Below are 14,387 nucleotides of genomic sequence, written 5' to 3' on the forward strand. Positions count from 1 at the left end.
ATCATGGGCAACCGCTGCGCGGCGGGCGGCTTTTGGCGCCATGCGGCGTCGCGCGTCGGTCACGATGGATATCCATCGCTCCCTCCTTGCTCCTTGCCTGGAGCCAAAATCCGCTCCGTCTCGACCTCGGCCTGATCGAGTTTCGACCCTAGGCGGCTTTCTCCGCGGGCGGCAGCGGATTGGTGGCGAGCGTGGGGATCGGCTGCCCGATCACGATCGCGCGGGCGCGCAGCATGGCATCGAGATACGGGGTGGGCAGGCGCAGGAATCGCTGCGCGGTCATCCCCAGGAAGCGCTGCGAATCGCGCAGGAAGTGCGAAGTGTCGGTGTAGGCGTCGTCGATCGCCCGATAACCCTGCGTCGCGCCCACCGCCTTCAGCGCAATCAGCGAGCGCAGGAAGCGGGCGCGGATCATCAGCACTTTGGGCGGAAAGCCGAACCGGCGCAGCGCCAGTCGCCGCAGACCGTGGATCGGCAGGTCCATCGCCTCCGCCAGTTCGTCGACGGTGCGGATATCCTCGTCGAGCAGCAGCGCATTGAGGCGGGCGATCTGCGCCTCGGCGGGATGCGGCACCGACATCGTCGCCGCGAAGAAGGCATCGAGGATCGGCTTGACCGCGATCCCCCGGTCGCTGGCCCGCAGGCTCTCGACCAGCGCCACACATGTCTCCTGGCCGATCAGCGAGCCGAGCGGAACCATGCGGTTGCGATAGCGCGCCAGATCGATGTCGAACATCCGGGCCACGCCCGCGGGCGTCGGGCTGACGCCGATCGTCACGCCGCCCTTGGTCAGCATCCGCGACGCGCGGGTGGTCGGGCCGTAGAAGCCGGCTTCCAGCATCGGCTCCCAGCGCCAGCCGTCGCCTTCGACCACCAGCGGATTATCGGCCAGCACGAAGCGGATGACCGGCCAGTTGGGCAGCATCCACTCGCTGACGTATTCCGCCGGCTCCTGCGAATCGAGCATGAAGTAATCGCCGACGAGGCCTTCGAGGGCCGGGGCGGAGCGTTCGTATCGCAGCGCGGTGCCGTCCGGCAGCCGGAAATCCGCCGGATCGACGCCCGGCGTATGCGATCCGCTTTCGATCATGCCCCGTTTCCGCCCATCGCATCACAGCGGTAATAGGGTTAACGCCCCCAATCCAGCCCGATCTCCTCGTAGACCTCGCGATCCTCGGCCCAATTTTCTTCCACCTTGACGTGGAGAAACAGATGGACCTTCACCCCCAGCATTTCGCTGAGCTCCAGCCGCGCCGCCTCGCCGATGGCCTTGATCCGGCTACCACCCTTGCCGAGGACGATCGCGCGCTGGGTGTCGCGGGCGACGACGATCTGCTGGTGGATTTCCAGGCTGCCGTCGGGCCGGTGCTGGTAGAGTTCGGGCCGCACCGCGCTGTCGTAGGGCAGTTCCTCGTGCAGCTGGCGGTAGAGCTGTTCGCGCGTGACCTCGGCGGCGAGCAGGCGTTCGCTGGCGTCGCTCACCTGATCTTCCGGATACATCCACTCCGCCTCGGGCATCGCGGCGGCGAGCGCGGCCTTCATTTCGGGCACCCCGTCGCCGGTTAGCGCGGAGACGAAGAACACTTCGGCGAAATCGGCCTTGGCGGTCAGATCCTGCGCGAGCGCGAGCAGCGGTTCCTTCTTCGCGACGTCGACCTTGTTGAGCACGAGGATCTTGCGCTCGGGCCGCTTGCCCAGCGCCTCCACCAGCGGTTCCAGCTCGTGCCGACGCTGCTTGACCGGATCGACCAGCAGCAGCACCGCGTCGGCCGCCTCGGTGCCTTCCCACGCGGCGCTGACCATCGCGCGGTCGAGCTTGCGCCGGGGCGAGAAGATGCCCGGCGTATCGACGAGGATCATCTGCGTCTGGCCTTCCAGCGCAATCCCCAGCATCCGCGCGCGCGTGGTTTGCGCCTTGGGGCTGGTGATCGCGACCTTCTGGCCGACGAGCTGGTTCACCAGCGTGGACTTGCCCGCATTGGGCGCGCCGATCACCGCGACCAGGCCGCAGCGGGTGTTCGTATCGCTGCTCACCCGTAAATCTCCATGAATTTGCGTGCGGCGGCGGTTTCCGCCTCCTGCTTGCTGCCGGCAGTTGCTTCCGCCTCGCCGACCTTGTGGACCTTGACCCGGACGGTGAACTTCGCCGCGTGATCGGGGCCCGAACGATCGACAAGTTCGTAGTCGGGCGGCCTGCGCTGGTTCCCCGCGGCCCATTCCTGCAGCGCGCTCTTGGGATGCTTGGAGCGGCCCGCGCCGCCGTCCATCGCGCTCGCCCACAGGCGGCGGACGAGATCGCGTGCAGTATCGAATCCGGCCTCCACATGCTGCGCGCCCAGCAGCGCTTCCATCACGTCGCCGAGCACGTTGTCGCCCTGCGCCGCGCCGTCGTCGCGCGCCTGCTTACCCAGCCGCAAGTGATCGGGCAGCGCGATCGCGCGGGCGACGTCGGCGCAGGCGCGCTTGCTGACCAGCGCGTTCAGCCGCTGGGCGAGCCGCCCCTCGTCGTCGCCGCTGCGTTCGTGGAGCCAGCCCGCGATGGCGAGGCCGAGCACACGGTCGCCGAGAAATTCCAGCCGCTGATAATCGCGCGCTTCCCCCGTGCTGCCGTGGGTCAGTGCCTCGCGCCACAGTGCCTCGTCGCGCACGGTAAAGCCGGTGTCCGCCAGCCACGCCTTCGTTTCCGGATCGAGCGCGCTCAAAGCCCGTCCCCGATCCGGCCCCAGCGCGCGGCGGTGAACCACGTCCACGGCTTGATCCATTCGGCGCTGCCGTCGGTCGACCACATCAGCATGCTCGCGCGGCCGACGAGGTTTTCCTGCGGCACCAGCCCCACGCCGCCGCCGGGCATCGCCGGAAAGCGGCTGTCTTGCGAATTGTCGCGGTTGTCGCCCATCACGAACAGCATCCCCTCGGGCACGATCAGCGGGCCGAAATCGTCTTGCGGGGTAAGACCGAAATCGAGCACCTCGTAGCTGCGGCCCGCCGGCAGCGTCTCGCGGAAGCGGGTATAGCGGCACAGGTCGCCGCCATCTGCATCGGGCTCACGCACCGCACCCCAGGCGCAGGTGGTGTTGGGAGAGACGGCGATCACGAAATCGGCGATCCGCTCCTTCGCCACCGGGTCGCCGTTGAGGAACAGCTGCCCGCCGCGCATCTCCACCGTGTCGCCGGGCAGGCCGATCGCACGCTTGATGTAATCGGTGTTGTCGATTGGGTGCTTGAAGATCACCACGTCGCCGCGCTCGGGCTGGCCGGCGAACACGCGGCCGGGGATCAGCGGGGCGGAGAAGGGCAGCGAATAGTCGGTATAGCCGTAGGGCCATTTCGCCGCGACGAGGTAGTCGCCGTTCATCAGCCCGGGCAGCATCGATTCGCTCGGGATCGAAAACGGCGAGAAGATGAAGCTGCGGAAGATCAGCACCGCCAGCGCGAGTTTGACGAGAAACCACGTGAAGCTGCCGAGCGTCTCGGGCTTTTCCTCGGACGCGGTGCCCGCGTCGGGCGCGGCGTTGGCGGTATCGGTCATGCCGCGGATCGGCCGGATTGGGCGGTTGCAATCATCGCTCCACGCCCTAGTCGGGAGCGCATGGTCGAGGAAAGGATTTTTGCATGAGCGACGCGGTTTCCGCAGCATGGGAACGGATCGAGGCGGCGGAGCGGCCCACGCTCGAACAGTTGTTCGCGCGTGACGCGGAGCGGGTGGCGAAGCTCGCTTCGCGGCTCGATTGGGGCCGCGCCGACGATGGGGACGAGACGGCGGGCGGCATCCGCTTCGATTGGTCGAAGACGCATCTCGACGACGATCTGATGGCCGCGTTCGAGGATCTGGCCGAGGCGCGCGAGTTCGCCCGCCACCGCGCCGCGCTGCTGGGCGGGGAGAAGGTCAACGTCACCGAAGGCCGCGCTGCTGAGCATACCGCGCAGCGCGGCGTGGGCAGCGATGCTTCGGTGGAGGAAGCCGCCGCGCTCCATGCCCGCATGCAGATGCTGGTCGAGGCAATCCACGCTGGCACGCTCGGCGAGGTGAAGCACCTGATCCATACCGGCATCGGCGGCAGCGCGCTAGGCCCGGCGATGGCGGTCGACGCGCTGACCCGCGATCTGGCGCGGGTGGACGTCCACGTCGTCTCCAATATCGACGGGCTGGCGCTGGAAGCCGCCTTCGCCGCCTGCGATCCGGCGACCACGCTGATCGCGGTGGCGAGCAAGACCTTCACAACCATCGAGACGATGACCAACGCCGCCAGCGCGCTCAAATGGCTGGCGGACGGCGGCGTCTCCGATCCTTCGGGCCGCGTGATCGCGCTGACGGCCAGCCCGGAAAAGGCGGTCGAATGGGGCGTGGACGAAACGCGCGTGCTGCCGTTTCCCGAAAGCGTCGGCGGGCGCTATTCGCTGTGGTCGAGCATCGGCTTCCCGGTCGCGCTGGCGACCGGATGGGACGATTTCGAGGCGATGCTGGCGGGCGCGCAGGCGGTGGACGAGCATTTTCGCGACACCGACGGGCGCGCCAACCTGCCGCTGCGCGCGGCCTTCGCCGATCAGTACTACACCAGTGTGCGCGGGTGCCAGACGCGCGCCGTGTTCGCCTACGACGAGCGGCTGGCGCTGTTCCCCGACTATCTCCAGCAGCTCGAGATGGAATCGAACGGCAAGTCGGTCACCGCCGACCAGCGCCCCGTCTCCGGCCCGACCGCGCCGATCACTTGGGGCGGGGTGGGCACCGACGCGCAGCACGCGGTGTTCCAGCTGCTGCATCAGGGCACGCATCTGGTACCGGTCGATTTCATCGCCTCGATCGCGCCGGGCGACATGCTCGACCCGGCGCATCACCGCATCCTGCTGACCAACTGTTTCGCGCAAGGGGCGGCGCTGATGAAAGGCGACAAGGGGAAAGACCCCGCGCGCCATTTCCCCGGCGACCGCCCGAGCGCAACGATACTGGCCGACGATCTCGATGCCGCCGCATTGGGCGCGCTGATCGCGTTCCACGAACACCGCGTGTTCGCCAACGCGGTGCTGCTGGGGATCAACCCGTTCGACCAGTTCGGGGTGGAGCTGGGCAAGCGGATGGCGAAGGATATTGAGGCGGGCGGCGGCGATTTCGACGCTAGCACGACTGCGCTGCTCGATGCGGCGGGGCTGACGTGATGCGCGATGCGTTCAAGGCTCTGATCACCGCCGTAGCTGCGGCGCTGATGGTCGCCGCGCCCGCATCGGCGCAGGACGAACCGCGCAGCATCCTGTTCATCGGCAACAGCTTCACGCAGGGTGCGAACTCGGCGGCGCTCCGCTATCGGCCCGAGAGCGTGCAGGATCTGAACGACGAAGGGGTGGGCGGAGTGCCCGCGATCTTCGCCCGGCTGGCCGAGCAGGCAGACGTGGAATGGAACGTCAGCCACGAACTGCGCGGCGGCTCCACCCTCGGTTTCCACCTCGACGAGCGACGCGAGAAAATCGACGCGCCGTGGGACGTGGTGGTGATGCAGCAGTATTCGGTGCTCGACCCCGACAATCCGGGCGACGCGACCGATACTGCCGCCGACGCGCCCGCGCTGGCGGCGATGTTCACCCGCGCCAATCCCGACGCCCAGGTCTACCTGATGGCGACCTGGAGCCGCGCCGATCAGGCGTGGAAGCCAAAAGGGCACTGGTACGGCCAGCCCGTCGAGACGATGGCGCTCGACCTGCGCCGTGCGCTCGACGCGGTGGATGCGGCTTCGCCCGAGATCGATGGGGTGATCCCGGTGGGCGAGGCGTGGAACCGCGCGATCGCGCAGGGGATCGCCGATCCCAACCCCTACGACGGGCGCGACTTCGGCAAGATCGACCTGTGGAGCTACGACCAGTACCACGCCAGCGCGGAAGGATCGTATCTCGAGGCGCTGGTCGTGTTCGGCGACGTGACCGGGATCGACCCGCGCACGTTCGGAGCGGGCGAGACAGCGGCGCACGAACTGGGCATCGAGCCGCGCGTGGCCGAGGCGCTGCAAGGCGTCGCGGCGGCGGAACTGGGAATGGAGTGAGCGCCCCTCAGGGCCGGTTCGCGCCGCTCCGCGCCTGGGTCTTTCGGGCAAGGTAGAGGCGAAGAGCGAACACGGCGAAGGCGCCGGGCAACGGAACGAGCGCGAGCAGCGGTGTGAATTCCCCTCGGCCCCACAACGCGATGATCGCCACCGTCGCGAGGTAGGCCAGCCCGACCGCGATCAACGCGCGGCGGGCCGGCGGACAGTCCGCCCCGATGCACGATCCGAGCATCCAGCTCAGCAGCAGCGCAGGCACGATACCGATCGCGAGCACGGCGATGGCGGCGAGCGCGATCCCGCCGGGCGTCCAGTCTGCGATTACTTGTGCGGCCATGCGTTGTTCCCCCGCGACGGATGATGCCATGCACGCGGGAATATGCAAGCGCGGGCGATGTGCACGATCCCGGCGCGGGACACGGCAGCGATTGACATTTGCGCACTTTGCCACCATCTGCCCGCCAGCGAAGCGCGCGTGCCAGCGTGAAGCGGCATCCGCAGACAGTGGATCGCCCCGGCCGCGCTTCGGTTATTCAAAAAGACTTCCCTTTTCACGCGGGTGGTTTGCCTAAAACCCCGCGACCGCGCGCCTGTTCGGCTGCGCGCCGCATATTTTGCGAGTATTCTAAACATGAAATTCGAAAACCTCGGGCTGTCGCAGCCCGTCCTTCAGGCGCTCGACCTGAAGGGTTATGACACCCCCACGCCGATCCAGGCGCAGGCGATCCCGCCGGTTCTGGAAGGCCGCGACCTGCTCGGCATCGCGCAGACCGGCACCGGCAAGACCGCCGCATTCATGCTCCCCAGCATCGACCGGCTGCGCGAGGCCGGGCGGCAGACGCCGTTCAAGTCGTGCCGCATGCTGGTGCTTGCCCCCACGCGCGAACTGGCGGGGCAGATCGCCCAGTCGGCCAAGGATTACGGCGCGCTCGCGGGCCTCAAGGTCCAGTCGATCGTCGGCGGCACCTCGGTCAACAAGGACCGCAACAAGCTGCACCGCGGCACCGACATCCTCGTCGCCACGCCGGGCCGCCTGCTCGACCTGATCGACCAGAAGGCGTTCGGCCTCGGCAGCGTGGAGATCCTCGTGCTCGACGAGGCGGACCAGATGCTCGACCTCGGCTTTATCCATGCGCTGCGCAAGATCAGCCAGCTCGTGCCCGCCGAGCGCCAGACGCTGTTCTTCAGCGCCACGATGCCGCGCGCGATCAAGGATCTGGTCGGGCAGTATTGCCATGATCCGGTCCACGTCTCGGTCACGCCCGAAAGCACCACGGCGGAGCGGATCGACCAGTACTTGTTCATGGTCCAGCAGGACGAGAAGCAGTCGCTGATCGAGATGATCCTCCAAGGGCGCCATCAGGTGCCGGGCAAGATCGAACGCGTGCTGATGTTCACCCGCACCAAGCACGGCGCGGACCGCGTGGTGAAGAAATTGGCGCAGGTCGGCGTGCATGCCAACGCGATCCACGGCAACAAGAGCCAGCCGCAGCGCGAGCGCGCGCTGGCCGAGTTCCGCAGCGCGAAGACGCCGGTGCTCGTCGCGACCGACGTCGCCGCGCGCGGGATCGACATTCCCGGTGTCAGCCACGTCATCAACTACGAGCTGCCCAACGTGCCCGAGCAATACGTCCACCGGATCGGCCGCACCGCGCGCGCGGGCAAGGACGGGATCGCGATCGCCTTCTGCGCGGAGGACGAGCGCGCCTATCTGAAGGATATCCGCAAGACGACCGACGCGGAATTCACCCGGCTCGATCTGCCGGAGAATTTCCGCGCGGTGGTCGAGGGCGTCGGCCCGACCAAGCCCGCGCCCAAGCAGCAGCGGGGCCGGATCAAGCCCACGCCGCGCGGCGGCGTGCGGCCCGATGCGCGCTCCGATGCCCGGGGCGACGGCGGCGAGCAGCGCAAGCCGCGGCCCAAGCGCAAGCATCCGAACCGGGCGGGCAAGCCGCATGGCGCGGGCGAACGCAGCGGCGGCAATGCGGGCGAGCGCAGCGGCGGCGGCAGTCGCCCGCCGCGCCGGCGCAATCGTTCGGGACGCGGCGGACGGGCCTGATCGTGAGGTCGCCCGGCTGGACATGGCCGGGCGGCGCGCCGATAAGCCGCGTTTTCGCATAAGCTGCGCACTCGAACCGGGCGGACGACGATGGACCACACTGGCAAGGCCGACGCGCCGCCGATCGCACGCATCCAGGAAAACCTGGTCGCGCGGCTGGAACGGCGCGTGCTGAACCGCCTTTGCCAAGTGATGCCGCGCGGCGTGACGCCCGACATGCTGACCTTCACCGGCATGTTCGGCGCGGTGCTGGTCTTCGCCGGCTACCTCGCCAGCAATCTCGATGCGAACTGGCTGTGGCTGTCGATCGGCGGATATTTCGTCCACTGGTTCGGCGATTCGCTCGACGGCAGTCTCGCCCGCTTCCGCAAGATCGAACGGCCGCGCTACGGCTATTTTCTGGATCACAGTTGTGACGGCTTCGCGACGATGCTGGTCGTCGTGGGCATCGGCCTCAGTTCGTATGTCGAGTTGGAGGTCGCGCTGATCGCGCTCGCCGGATATCTCCTGATGTCGATCCACGCGTTCCTGTCGGTGCGCGTGCTGGGCGAACTGCGCCTGTCGTATCTCAACGGCGGGCCGACCGAACTGCGGCTGATCCTGATCGCGCTCACCCTGGCGATGTATTTCATGGGGCGCGAAACGCCGATCGTCGGCGATCTCAACGTGTTCGACCTGTTCGTGGGCGGTGCCGGGCTGGGCCTCATTGCGCTGTTCGCGGCGCAGACCGCCACCACCGCCCGGCGGCTGGCGAAGGAAGAACCGCCGCGCAACTGACCCGGCAAAGGTTGCCGCCTGCCGCCCGCAGCGCCATATCGCCCGCGCAGATACAGGAGCGCGACGTATGGCCAAGGATGGCACCGAGTACGATTACGACCTCTTCACCATCGGCGCGGGTTCGGGTGGCGTGCGCGCAAGCCGGGTCGCGGCCTCGCACGGTGCGAAGGTTGCCGTAGCGGAAGAATATCGGGTCGGCGGCACCTGCGTCATCCGCGGATGCGTGCCCAAGAAGATGCTGGTCTACGGCGCGCATTTCGCCGAGGACCTCGAGGATGCGAAGAACTTCGGCTGGACGATCTCCAACCCGAAGTTCGAATGGACCACGCTGCGCGACAACGTGCTGCGCGATGTCGACCGGATCAGCGGCCTCTATGGCGAGACGCTGGAGAACAACGGGGTCGAGGTCTTCACCGAACACGCCGAGTTGACCGGGCCGCACGAGATCACGCTGGTGAGCGGCAAGGTCGTCACCGCGCGCTATATCCTCATCGCCACCGGCGCGCGGCCGCACGTGCCCGATTGCCCGGGCAGCGAGCACGGCATCACCAGCAACGAGGCGTTTCATCTCGACGCGCTTCCGCCGCGCATCCTGATCGCCGGCGGCGGCTACATCGCCAACGAGTTCGCCGGTATCTTCAACGAATTCGGCACCCACGTCACGATCATCAACCGCACCGACACGCTGCTGCGGCACTACGACGAGAGCGTGCGCGACCGGCTGCTGCAGATCAGCACGATGAAGGGCATCGATTTCCGCTTCCATGCCGAATTCCGCGGCATCGAGCGGACCGACGAGGGCTGCCTCAAGGTCTCGATGACCGGCCACGACGATATCGAGGTCGACTGCGTGATGTTCGCCACCGGCCGCGTGCCCAACACCGAGGGCCTCGGGCTGGACAAGGCGGGGGTCGAACTGGGCGATAAGGGCGAGATCGTGGTCGATCGCTTCAGCAAGACCAGCGTCGACCATATCTATGCCGTGGGCGACGTGACCGGGCGCGTACAGTTGACCCCGGTGGCGATCCGCGAAGGCCACGCCTTCGCCGACACGGTGTTCGGCGACAATCCCACCGCCGTCGACCACCAGTGCATCCCGGCCGCGGTGTTCAGCCACCCGCCGATCGCCGGCGTCGGTCTGACCGAGGGAGAGGCGCGCAACACGCTGGGCGACGTCAAGGTCTATCAGGCGGACTTCCGCCCGATGAAGAACGTGCTGGCCGGGCGCAACGAGCGCGGCCTCTACAAGATCATCTGCAACGCGGGGAACGACAAGATCGTGGGCATTCACATGATCGGCCCCGAAGCGCCGGAAATCATGCAGGCCGCCGCCGTGGCGGTGAAGGCCGGGCTGACCAAGGCTGACTTCGACGCGACAGTGGCGATCCACCCGACGATGGCGGAAGAACTGGTGCTGATGCGGTAACGGTCGCCGCTTTTCGCATAATGATTTGACGCTCGCTCGCGCCCCCCGCTAGGCGGGTCCGCCAGCAAGACAGGGGTGCCGATGTCCGCCAATATCGCCGAAATGGAACGCCGCCGCGAAGCCGCTCGCATGGGCGGGGGGCAGAAGCGGATCGACGCGCAGCATGCCAAGGGCAAGCTGACCGCGCGCGAGCGGCTCGACGTGCTGCTGGACGAGGGGAGCTTCGAGGAACTCGATACTTACGTCGAGCACGACTGCGTCGATTTCGGGATGCAGGACCAGAAGATTCCCGGCGACGGCGTCGTCACCGGCAGCGGCACGATCAACGGGCGGCTGGTCTATGTCTTCTCGCAGGATTTCACCGTGTTCGGCGGGTCGCTTTCCAAGCGCCATGCGGAGAAGATCTGCAAGGTGATGGACATGGCGCTGAAGGTCGGCGCGCCCGTCATCGGCCTCAACGACAGCGGCGGCGCGCGCATCCAGGAAGGCGTCGCCTCGCTCGGCGGCTATGCCGAGGTGTTTCAGCGCAACGTGCTCGCGAGCGGCGTGGTGCCGCAGATCAGCCTCATCATGGGCCCGTGCGCGGGCGGGGCAGTCTACAGCCCGGCGATGACCGACTTCATCTTCATGGTGAAGGACTCATCGTACATGTTCGTCACCGGGCCGGACGTGGTGAAGACCGTCACCAACGAAGTCGTGACGCAGGAGGAACTCGGCGGCGCGGTGACGCACACGACCAAGACCTCGGTCGCCGACCTCGCGTTAGAGAACGATATCGAGACGCTGCTCGCGACGCGCGACTTCTTCGATTACCTGCCGCTCAGCAACCGTGAGGACGTGCCCGAGCGGCCGACCGCCGATGCCTGGGACCGCGAGGAGCCTTCGCTCGACACGCTGATCCCCGACAACGCCAACCAGCCCTACGACATGCACGAGGTGATCCGGAAGACGCTGGACGAAGGCGACTTCTTCGAGGTCCAGCCGGCGCACGCGGGCAATATCCTGTGCGGCTTCGGCCGGGTCGAGGGGCGCACGGTGGGCGTGGTCGCGAACCAGCCGATGGTGCTGGCGGGCGTGCTCGACATCAATTCGAGCAAGAAAGCCGCGCGCTTCGTGCGCTTCTGTGACGCGTTCGACATCCCGATCCTGACTTTCGTGGACGTGCCCGGCTTCCTGCCCGGCACCAGCCAGGAACTGGGCGGGATCATCAAGCACGGCGCCAAGCTGCTGTTCGCCTATGCCGAGGCGACCGTGCCCAAGATCACCGTGATCACCCGCAAGGCCTACGGCGGTGCCTACGACGTCATGGCGTCCAAGCACCTGCGCGGCGACCTCAACTACGCCTGGCCGACCGCCGAGATCGCGGTGATGGGCGCCAAGGGCGCGGTCGAGATCATCTTCCGCCAGGACCGCGACGACCCGGAAAAGATCGCCGAGAAAACGAAGGAATACGAAGACCGCTTCGCCAACCCCTTCGTCGCGGCGAGCCGCGGTTATATCGACGAGGTGATCCATCCCCACGCGACCCGCCGCCGCATCGCGCTGGGCCTGCGCAAGCTGCGCGGGAAGGTTCTGGAGAACCCATGGAAGAAGCACGATAATATTCCGTTATAGCCTTCTTATGATGCCCCGACCTTGAGTTCGGATGGCTTGTGCATTATAAGGACATTGTAAGGAGTCCTGCGATGCAGACCGAACGCGTCACATATCTCACCAATGCCGAGCAAAAGGCTGCGCTCGAGGCGTTTGCCAAAGCGCGTGGGGTATCGGTCGGTAACGTGCTGCGCGAAGCAGCGGCGCAATACATGGAGCAGCCGACCAGCGAGGAAGAGGCGGAGCTGGCGGCGATCATCGCCGAAGTCGCAAAGGCGGTGCCGGAAATGCAGGCCAGCCTTCGGCGGAGTGCGAAGATGCTGGAGCAATCCCGTGTAGAGCTCGATCGCAAGCTGCGGGATGCCGGGATCAGAAAATGAGCACGCTTCGCGATGCGCTCGACGGTGTGAAGTCGATATTGCTGCTGCAAAACGACGTTCGCAACCTGGAGAAGGAAGTCGAGCGCCAGCGCGATGCGCTTGGCGAACTCGGCGACGATTTCGTCGCGCTCGACAAGCGCGTGGTCCGTATCGAGACCATGATCGAGATGAGCGCGGGTCAACCACAACAGAAGCGGATCGAAGAATGAAACTGGGCCGACTCAATCACATCGGGGTGGCAACTCCGAGCATCGCGGACTCGATCGCGTACTATCGCGATACGATGGGTGCAACGGCCATCACCGAGCCCTTCGACCTGCCCGAGCAGGGGGTAAAGGTCTGTTTCGTCGATACGCCGACGCACAGCGGAATGGATGGCACGCAGATCGAGCTGATCGAGCCCTATGACGAAAGCTCGCCGATCAACGGCTTCCTCGCCAAGAATCCGCTCGGCGGGCAGCACCATGTATGCTTCGAGGTTGCGGACATCGCCGCGGCGCGCGATTGGTTCGAGGGGCAGGGCAAGCGCATCCTCGGCCCCACGCGGATCGGCGCGCACGGCACGCCGATCTTCTTCGTCCACCCCAAGGACATGATGGGCCAGCTGACCGAGATCATGGAGACGCCGAAGGGCGCGCACTGATTATTTCGGGGGTTGCAAAAAACAACCGTTCGCGCTGATGCTCGTCCAAACGGGAGAGAACGCGCGCATGGAATTCCAGACGATCCGGCTCGACATCGCCGACAGTATTGCCACGATCACCCTGAACCGGCCCGAGCGGCTGAACGCCTGCTCGCTCGATATGGCCGACGAACTCTCGCTCGCGCTCGACAATCTGGGCCCAGAAGAGAATGGGGCGCGGGTGCTGGTGCTGACGGGGGAGGGGCGCGCGTTCTGTTCGGGCGCGGATCTCGCGGCGCGCGGCGACCGGCCGGTGAACGGCGGGCAGGGCAGCTACATGGCGCTGACCGAGAAATACAATCCGCTGATGATGAAGCTCGCGCGGCTCGATCTGCCGGTGGTGTGCGCGGTCAACGGCCCTGCGGCGGGGATCGGCTGTTCGCTCGCGCTGGCAGGCGATTTCGTGATCGCGGGAGCGAGCGGCTATTTCCTCCAGGCTTTCGTCAATATCGGCCTCGTGCCCGATGGCGGGGCGAGCTGGATGCTGCCGCGCCTGATCGGCAAGGCGCGCGCGACCGAGATGATGATGCTCGGCGAGAAGATCGGTGCGGACCAGGCGTTCGAGTGGGGCCTGATCCACAAGGCGGTGGCCGACGAGGCGCTGGCCGACGAGACGAAGGCGCTCGCCGTCCGCCTCGCCAGCGGCCCGACGCTCGCCTACGCCACGATGCGCCGCAATCTGCTCACCGCACTCGACAGCAGCTACGCCGAGGCGCTGCTGGCCGAAGCCGAGGGGCAGCGCACGGCGGGCGGGAGCGAGGATGCGATGGAGGGCGGCATGGCCTTCCTCCAGAAGCGCAAGCCCGTGTTCAAGGGCCGCTGATGCTGTTCTACGACAGCCCAAACCCCGCGCCCAATCCCAGACGGGTGCGTATCTTTGCAGCGGAGAAGGGCATTGAGTTGCCTTCTCGTGAGGTCTCGATTCCCAAACGCGAGCAGAAATCGCCCGAGTTCCTTGCGGTCAATCCGCGTGGGCAGACCCCGGCGCTCGCACTCGACGACGGAACGGTGATCGCCGAAAGCGTGGCGATCTGCCGCTATCTCGAGGCGCTGCATCCCGAGCCGAACCTGTTCGGCGCGGCCCCCGAAGAGATCGGGCTGGTCGAGATGTGGAACCGTCGGGTGGAGATGATCGCGATGTATCCGGTGGGCGCGGTATGGGTGCACACTCATGCTTTCACCGCTGCGCTGCCAGGGCGGAACGAGGCTTGGGGCGAGAGCAACCGGGGCGTGGTGGCCAAGGCCTTCGCGTTCTTCGACGAGGCGCTGGCGGACCGCGAATTCCTCGCCGGCGCGCGCTTCACGATGGCGGACATCCTGCTGCTGACGACGGTCGATTTCGCCGCATTCGCCGGGTGCGCGGCCTCGCCGGATCTGGCGAACCTCGCAAGCTGGCACGCGCGGGTTTCCGCTCGCCCGAGCGCTGCCGCCTGACCTCCCGCCT

16 protein-coding genes are annotated in these 14,387 nt (G+C 66.9%); 11 read left to right on the forward strand and 5 right to left on the reverse strand.

Annotated features, from left to right (window positions below; all coding sequences use genetic code 11):
• Positions 1-148: 148 nt before the first annotated feature.
• The 4 genes from ACE3QC_RS01515 to lepB are packed head-to-tail and all read right to left on the reverse strand — an operon-like array spanning position 149 to position 3,529.
• Positions 149-1,090, reverse strand: a complete 942-nt coding sequence (locus ACE3QC_RS01515; protein WP_374405324.1) for a hypothetical protein — start codon at positions 1,088-1,090, stop codon at positions 149-151.
• 38 nt (positions 1,091-1,128) lie between these two features.
• The gene (era, locus tag ACE3QC_RS01520; protein ID WP_374405325.1) at positions 1,129-2,034 is read right to left on the reverse strand and encodes a GTPase Era; all 906 of its coding nucleotides are present in this window, start codon (positions 2,032-2,034) and stop codon (positions 1,129-1,131) included.
• Positions 2,031-2,702, reverse strand: a complete 672-nt coding sequence (gene rnc, locus ACE3QC_RS01525; protein ID WP_374405327.1) for a ribonuclease III — start codon at positions 2,700-2,702, stop codon at positions 2,031-2,033. The genes era and rnc overlap by 4 nt, the downstream gene beginning before the upstream one ends.
• The gene (gene lepB, locus ACE3QC_RS01530) at positions 2,699-3,529 is read right to left on the reverse strand and encodes a signal peptidase I (RefSeq protein WP_374405328.1); all 831 of its coding nucleotides are present in this window, start codon (positions 3,527-3,529) and stop codon (positions 2,699-2,701) included. The genes rnc and lepB overlap by 4 nt, the downstream gene beginning before the upstream one ends.
• Positions 3,530-3,612: 83 nt before the next feature.
• On the opposite strand from lepB, the gene pgi reads away from it, so the two are divergent.
• Positions 3,613-5,154 (forward strand): glucose-6-phosphate isomerase, encoded by a 1,542-nt coding sequence (gene pgi, locus ACE3QC_RS01535; protein ID WP_374405330.1) that lies wholly within the window; start codon positions 3,613-3,615, stop codon positions 5,152-5,154.
• Positions 5,154-6,029: a DUF4886 domain-containing protein gene (locus ACE3QC_RS01540; protein WP_374405331.1), complete on the forward strand. Its 876-nt coding sequence runs from the start codon at positions 5,154-5,156 to the stop codon at positions 6,027-6,029. Before pgi ends, ACE3QC_RS01540 begins: the two co-directional genes overlap by 1 nt.
• Positions 6,030-6,036: 7 nt before the next feature.
• Here the strand turns inward: ACE3QC_RS01540 and ACE3QC_RS01545 are convergent, their stop codons facing one another.
• Positions 6,037-6,363: a hypothetical protein gene (locus ACE3QC_RS01545; protein WP_374405332.1), complete on the reverse strand. Its 327-nt coding sequence runs from the start codon at positions 6,361-6,363 to the stop codon at positions 6,037-6,039.
• A 294-nt stretch (positions 6,364-6,657) separates the two neighbouring features.
• Here ACE3QC_RS01545 and ACE3QC_RS01550 point away from each other — a divergent pair, with 294 nt between their 5' ends.
• From ACE3QC_RS01550 to ACE3QC_RS01590, 9 genes are all read left to right on the forward strand, one after another.
• Positions 6,658-8,085 (forward strand): DEAD/DEAH box helicase, encoded by a 1,428-nt coding sequence (locus ACE3QC_RS01550; protein WP_374405334.1) that lies wholly within the window; start codon positions 6,658-6,660, stop codon positions 8,083-8,085.
• 90 nt (positions 8,086-8,175) lie between these two features.
• Complete coding sequence (locus tag ACE3QC_RS01555) at positions 8,176-8,862, forward strand: CDP-alcohol phosphatidyltransferase family protein (protein ID WP_374405336.1); 687 nt, start codon at positions 8,176-8,178, stop codon at positions 8,860-8,862.
• Positions 8,863-8,929: 67 nt separating this feature from the next.
• Positions 8,930-10,288 carry a glutathione-disulfide reductase gene (gor, locus tag ACE3QC_RS01560; RefSeq protein WP_374405337.1) on the forward strand — a complete coding sequence of 453 codons (1,359 nt, stop codon included), beginning with the start codon at positions 8,930-8,932 and terminating at the stop codon, positions 10,286-10,288.
• Positions 10,289-10,369: 81 nt separating this feature from the next.
• On the forward strand, positions 10,370-11,902 hold the full coding sequence (locus ACE3QC_RS01565) for an acyl-CoA carboxylase subunit beta (protein ID WP_374405339.1): 1,533 nt from the start codon (positions 10,370-10,372) through the stop codon (positions 11,900-11,902).
• Positions 11,903-11,973: 71 nt separating this feature from the next.
• A complete protein-coding gene (locus ACE3QC_RS01570; RefSeq protein WP_374405340.1) occupies positions 11,974-12,261 on the forward strand; it encodes a hypothetical protein in 288 nt (95 codons plus the stop codon).
• Entirely contained in the window at positions 12,258-12,470 is a 213-nt protein-coding gene (locus ACE3QC_RS01575) for a hypothetical protein (RefSeq protein WP_374405341.1), read from the forward strand. The genes ACE3QC_RS01570 and ACE3QC_RS01575 overlap by 4 nt, the downstream gene beginning before the upstream one ends.
• Entirely contained in the window at positions 12,467-12,904 is a 438-nt protein-coding gene (gene mce / locus ACE3QC_RS01580; protein WP_374405343.1) for a methylmalonyl-CoA epimerase, read from the forward strand. The genes ACE3QC_RS01575 and mce overlap by 4 nt, the downstream gene beginning before the upstream one ends.
• A gap of 67 nt (positions 12,905-12,971) precedes the next feature.
• Positions 12,972-13,766, forward strand: a complete 795-nt coding sequence (locus ACE3QC_RS01585) for an enoyl-CoA hydratase-related protein (RefSeq protein ID WP_374405345.1) — start codon at positions 12,972-12,974, stop codon at positions 13,764-13,766.
• Positions 13,766-14,377: a glutathione S-transferase family protein gene (locus ACE3QC_RS01590; RefSeq protein WP_374405346.1), complete on the forward strand. Its 612-nt coding sequence runs from the start codon at positions 13,766-13,768 to the stop codon at positions 14,375-14,377. The genes ACE3QC_RS01585 and ACE3QC_RS01590 overlap by 1 nt, the downstream gene beginning before the upstream one ends.
• Positions 14,378-14,387: the final 10 nt, after the last annotated feature.

It is taken from the genome of Pelagerythrobacter sp. (genome assembly GCF_041912895.1).
Taxonomy (GTDB): domain Bacteria; phylum Pseudomonadota; class Alphaproteobacteria; order Sphingomonadales; family Sphingomonadaceae; genus Pelagerythrobacter.

What these genes read in the sequence shown, in the direction of transcription:
- ACE3QC_RS01585 (WP_374405345.1), top strand. Translation starts at nt 12,972, where the DNA reads ATGGAATTCCAGACGATCCGGCTCGACATCGCCGACAGTATTGCCACG.
- ACE3QC_RS01515 (WP_374405324.1), bottom strand. Translation starts at nt 1,090, where the DNA reads ATGATCGAAAGCGGATCGCATACGCCGGGCGTCGATCCGGCGGATTTC.
- ACE3QC_RS01565 (WP_374405339.1), top strand. Translation starts at nt 10,370, where the DNA reads ATGTCCGCCAATATCGCCGAAATGGAACGCCGCCGCGAAGCCGCTCGC.
- gor (WP_374405337.1), top strand. Translation starts at nt 8,930, where the DNA reads ATGGCCAAGGATGGCACCGAGTACGATTACGACCTCTTCACCATCGGC.
- ACE3QC_RS01540 (WP_374405331.1), top strand. Translation starts at nt 5,154, where the DNA reads ATGCGCGATGCGTTCAAGGCTCTGATCACCGCCGTAGCTGCGGCGCTG.
- ACE3QC_RS01590 (WP_374405346.1), top strand. Translation starts at nt 13,766, where the DNA reads ATGCTGTTCTACGACAGCCCAAACCCCGCGCCCAATCCCAGACGGGTG.
- lepB (WP_374405328.1), bottom strand. Translation starts at nt 3,529, where the DNA reads ATGACCGATACCGCCAACGCCGCGCCCGACGCGGGCACCGCGTCCGAG.
- ACE3QC_RS01555 (WP_374405336.1), top strand. Translation starts at nt 8,176, where the DNA reads ATGGACCACACTGGCAAGGCCGACGCGCCGCCGATCGCACGCATCCAG.
- ACE3QC_RS01550 (WP_374405334.1), top strand. Translation starts at nt 6,658, where the DNA reads ATGAAATTCGAAAACCTCGGGCTGTCGCAGCCCGTCCTTCAGGCGCTC.
- ACE3QC_RS01575 (WP_374405341.1), top strand. Translation starts at nt 12,258, where the DNA reads ATGAGCACGCTTCGCGATGCGCTCGACGGTGTGAAGTCGATATTGCTG.
- mce (WP_374405343.1), top strand. Translation starts at nt 12,467, where the DNA reads ATGAAACTGGGCCGACTCAATCACATCGGGGTGGCAACTCCGAGCATC.
- ACE3QC_RS01570 (WP_374405340.1), top strand. Translation starts at nt 11,974, where the DNA reads ATGCAGACCGAACGCGTCACATATCTCACCAATGCCGAGCAAAAGGCT.
- ACE3QC_RS01545 (WP_374405332.1), bottom strand. Translation starts at nt 6,363, where the DNA reads ATGGCCGCACAAGTAATCGCAGACTGGACGCCCGGCGGGATCGCGCTC.
- pgi (WP_374405330.1), top strand. Translation starts at nt 3,613, where the DNA reads ATGAGCGACGCGGTTTCCGCAGCATGGGAACGGATCGAGGCGGCGGAG.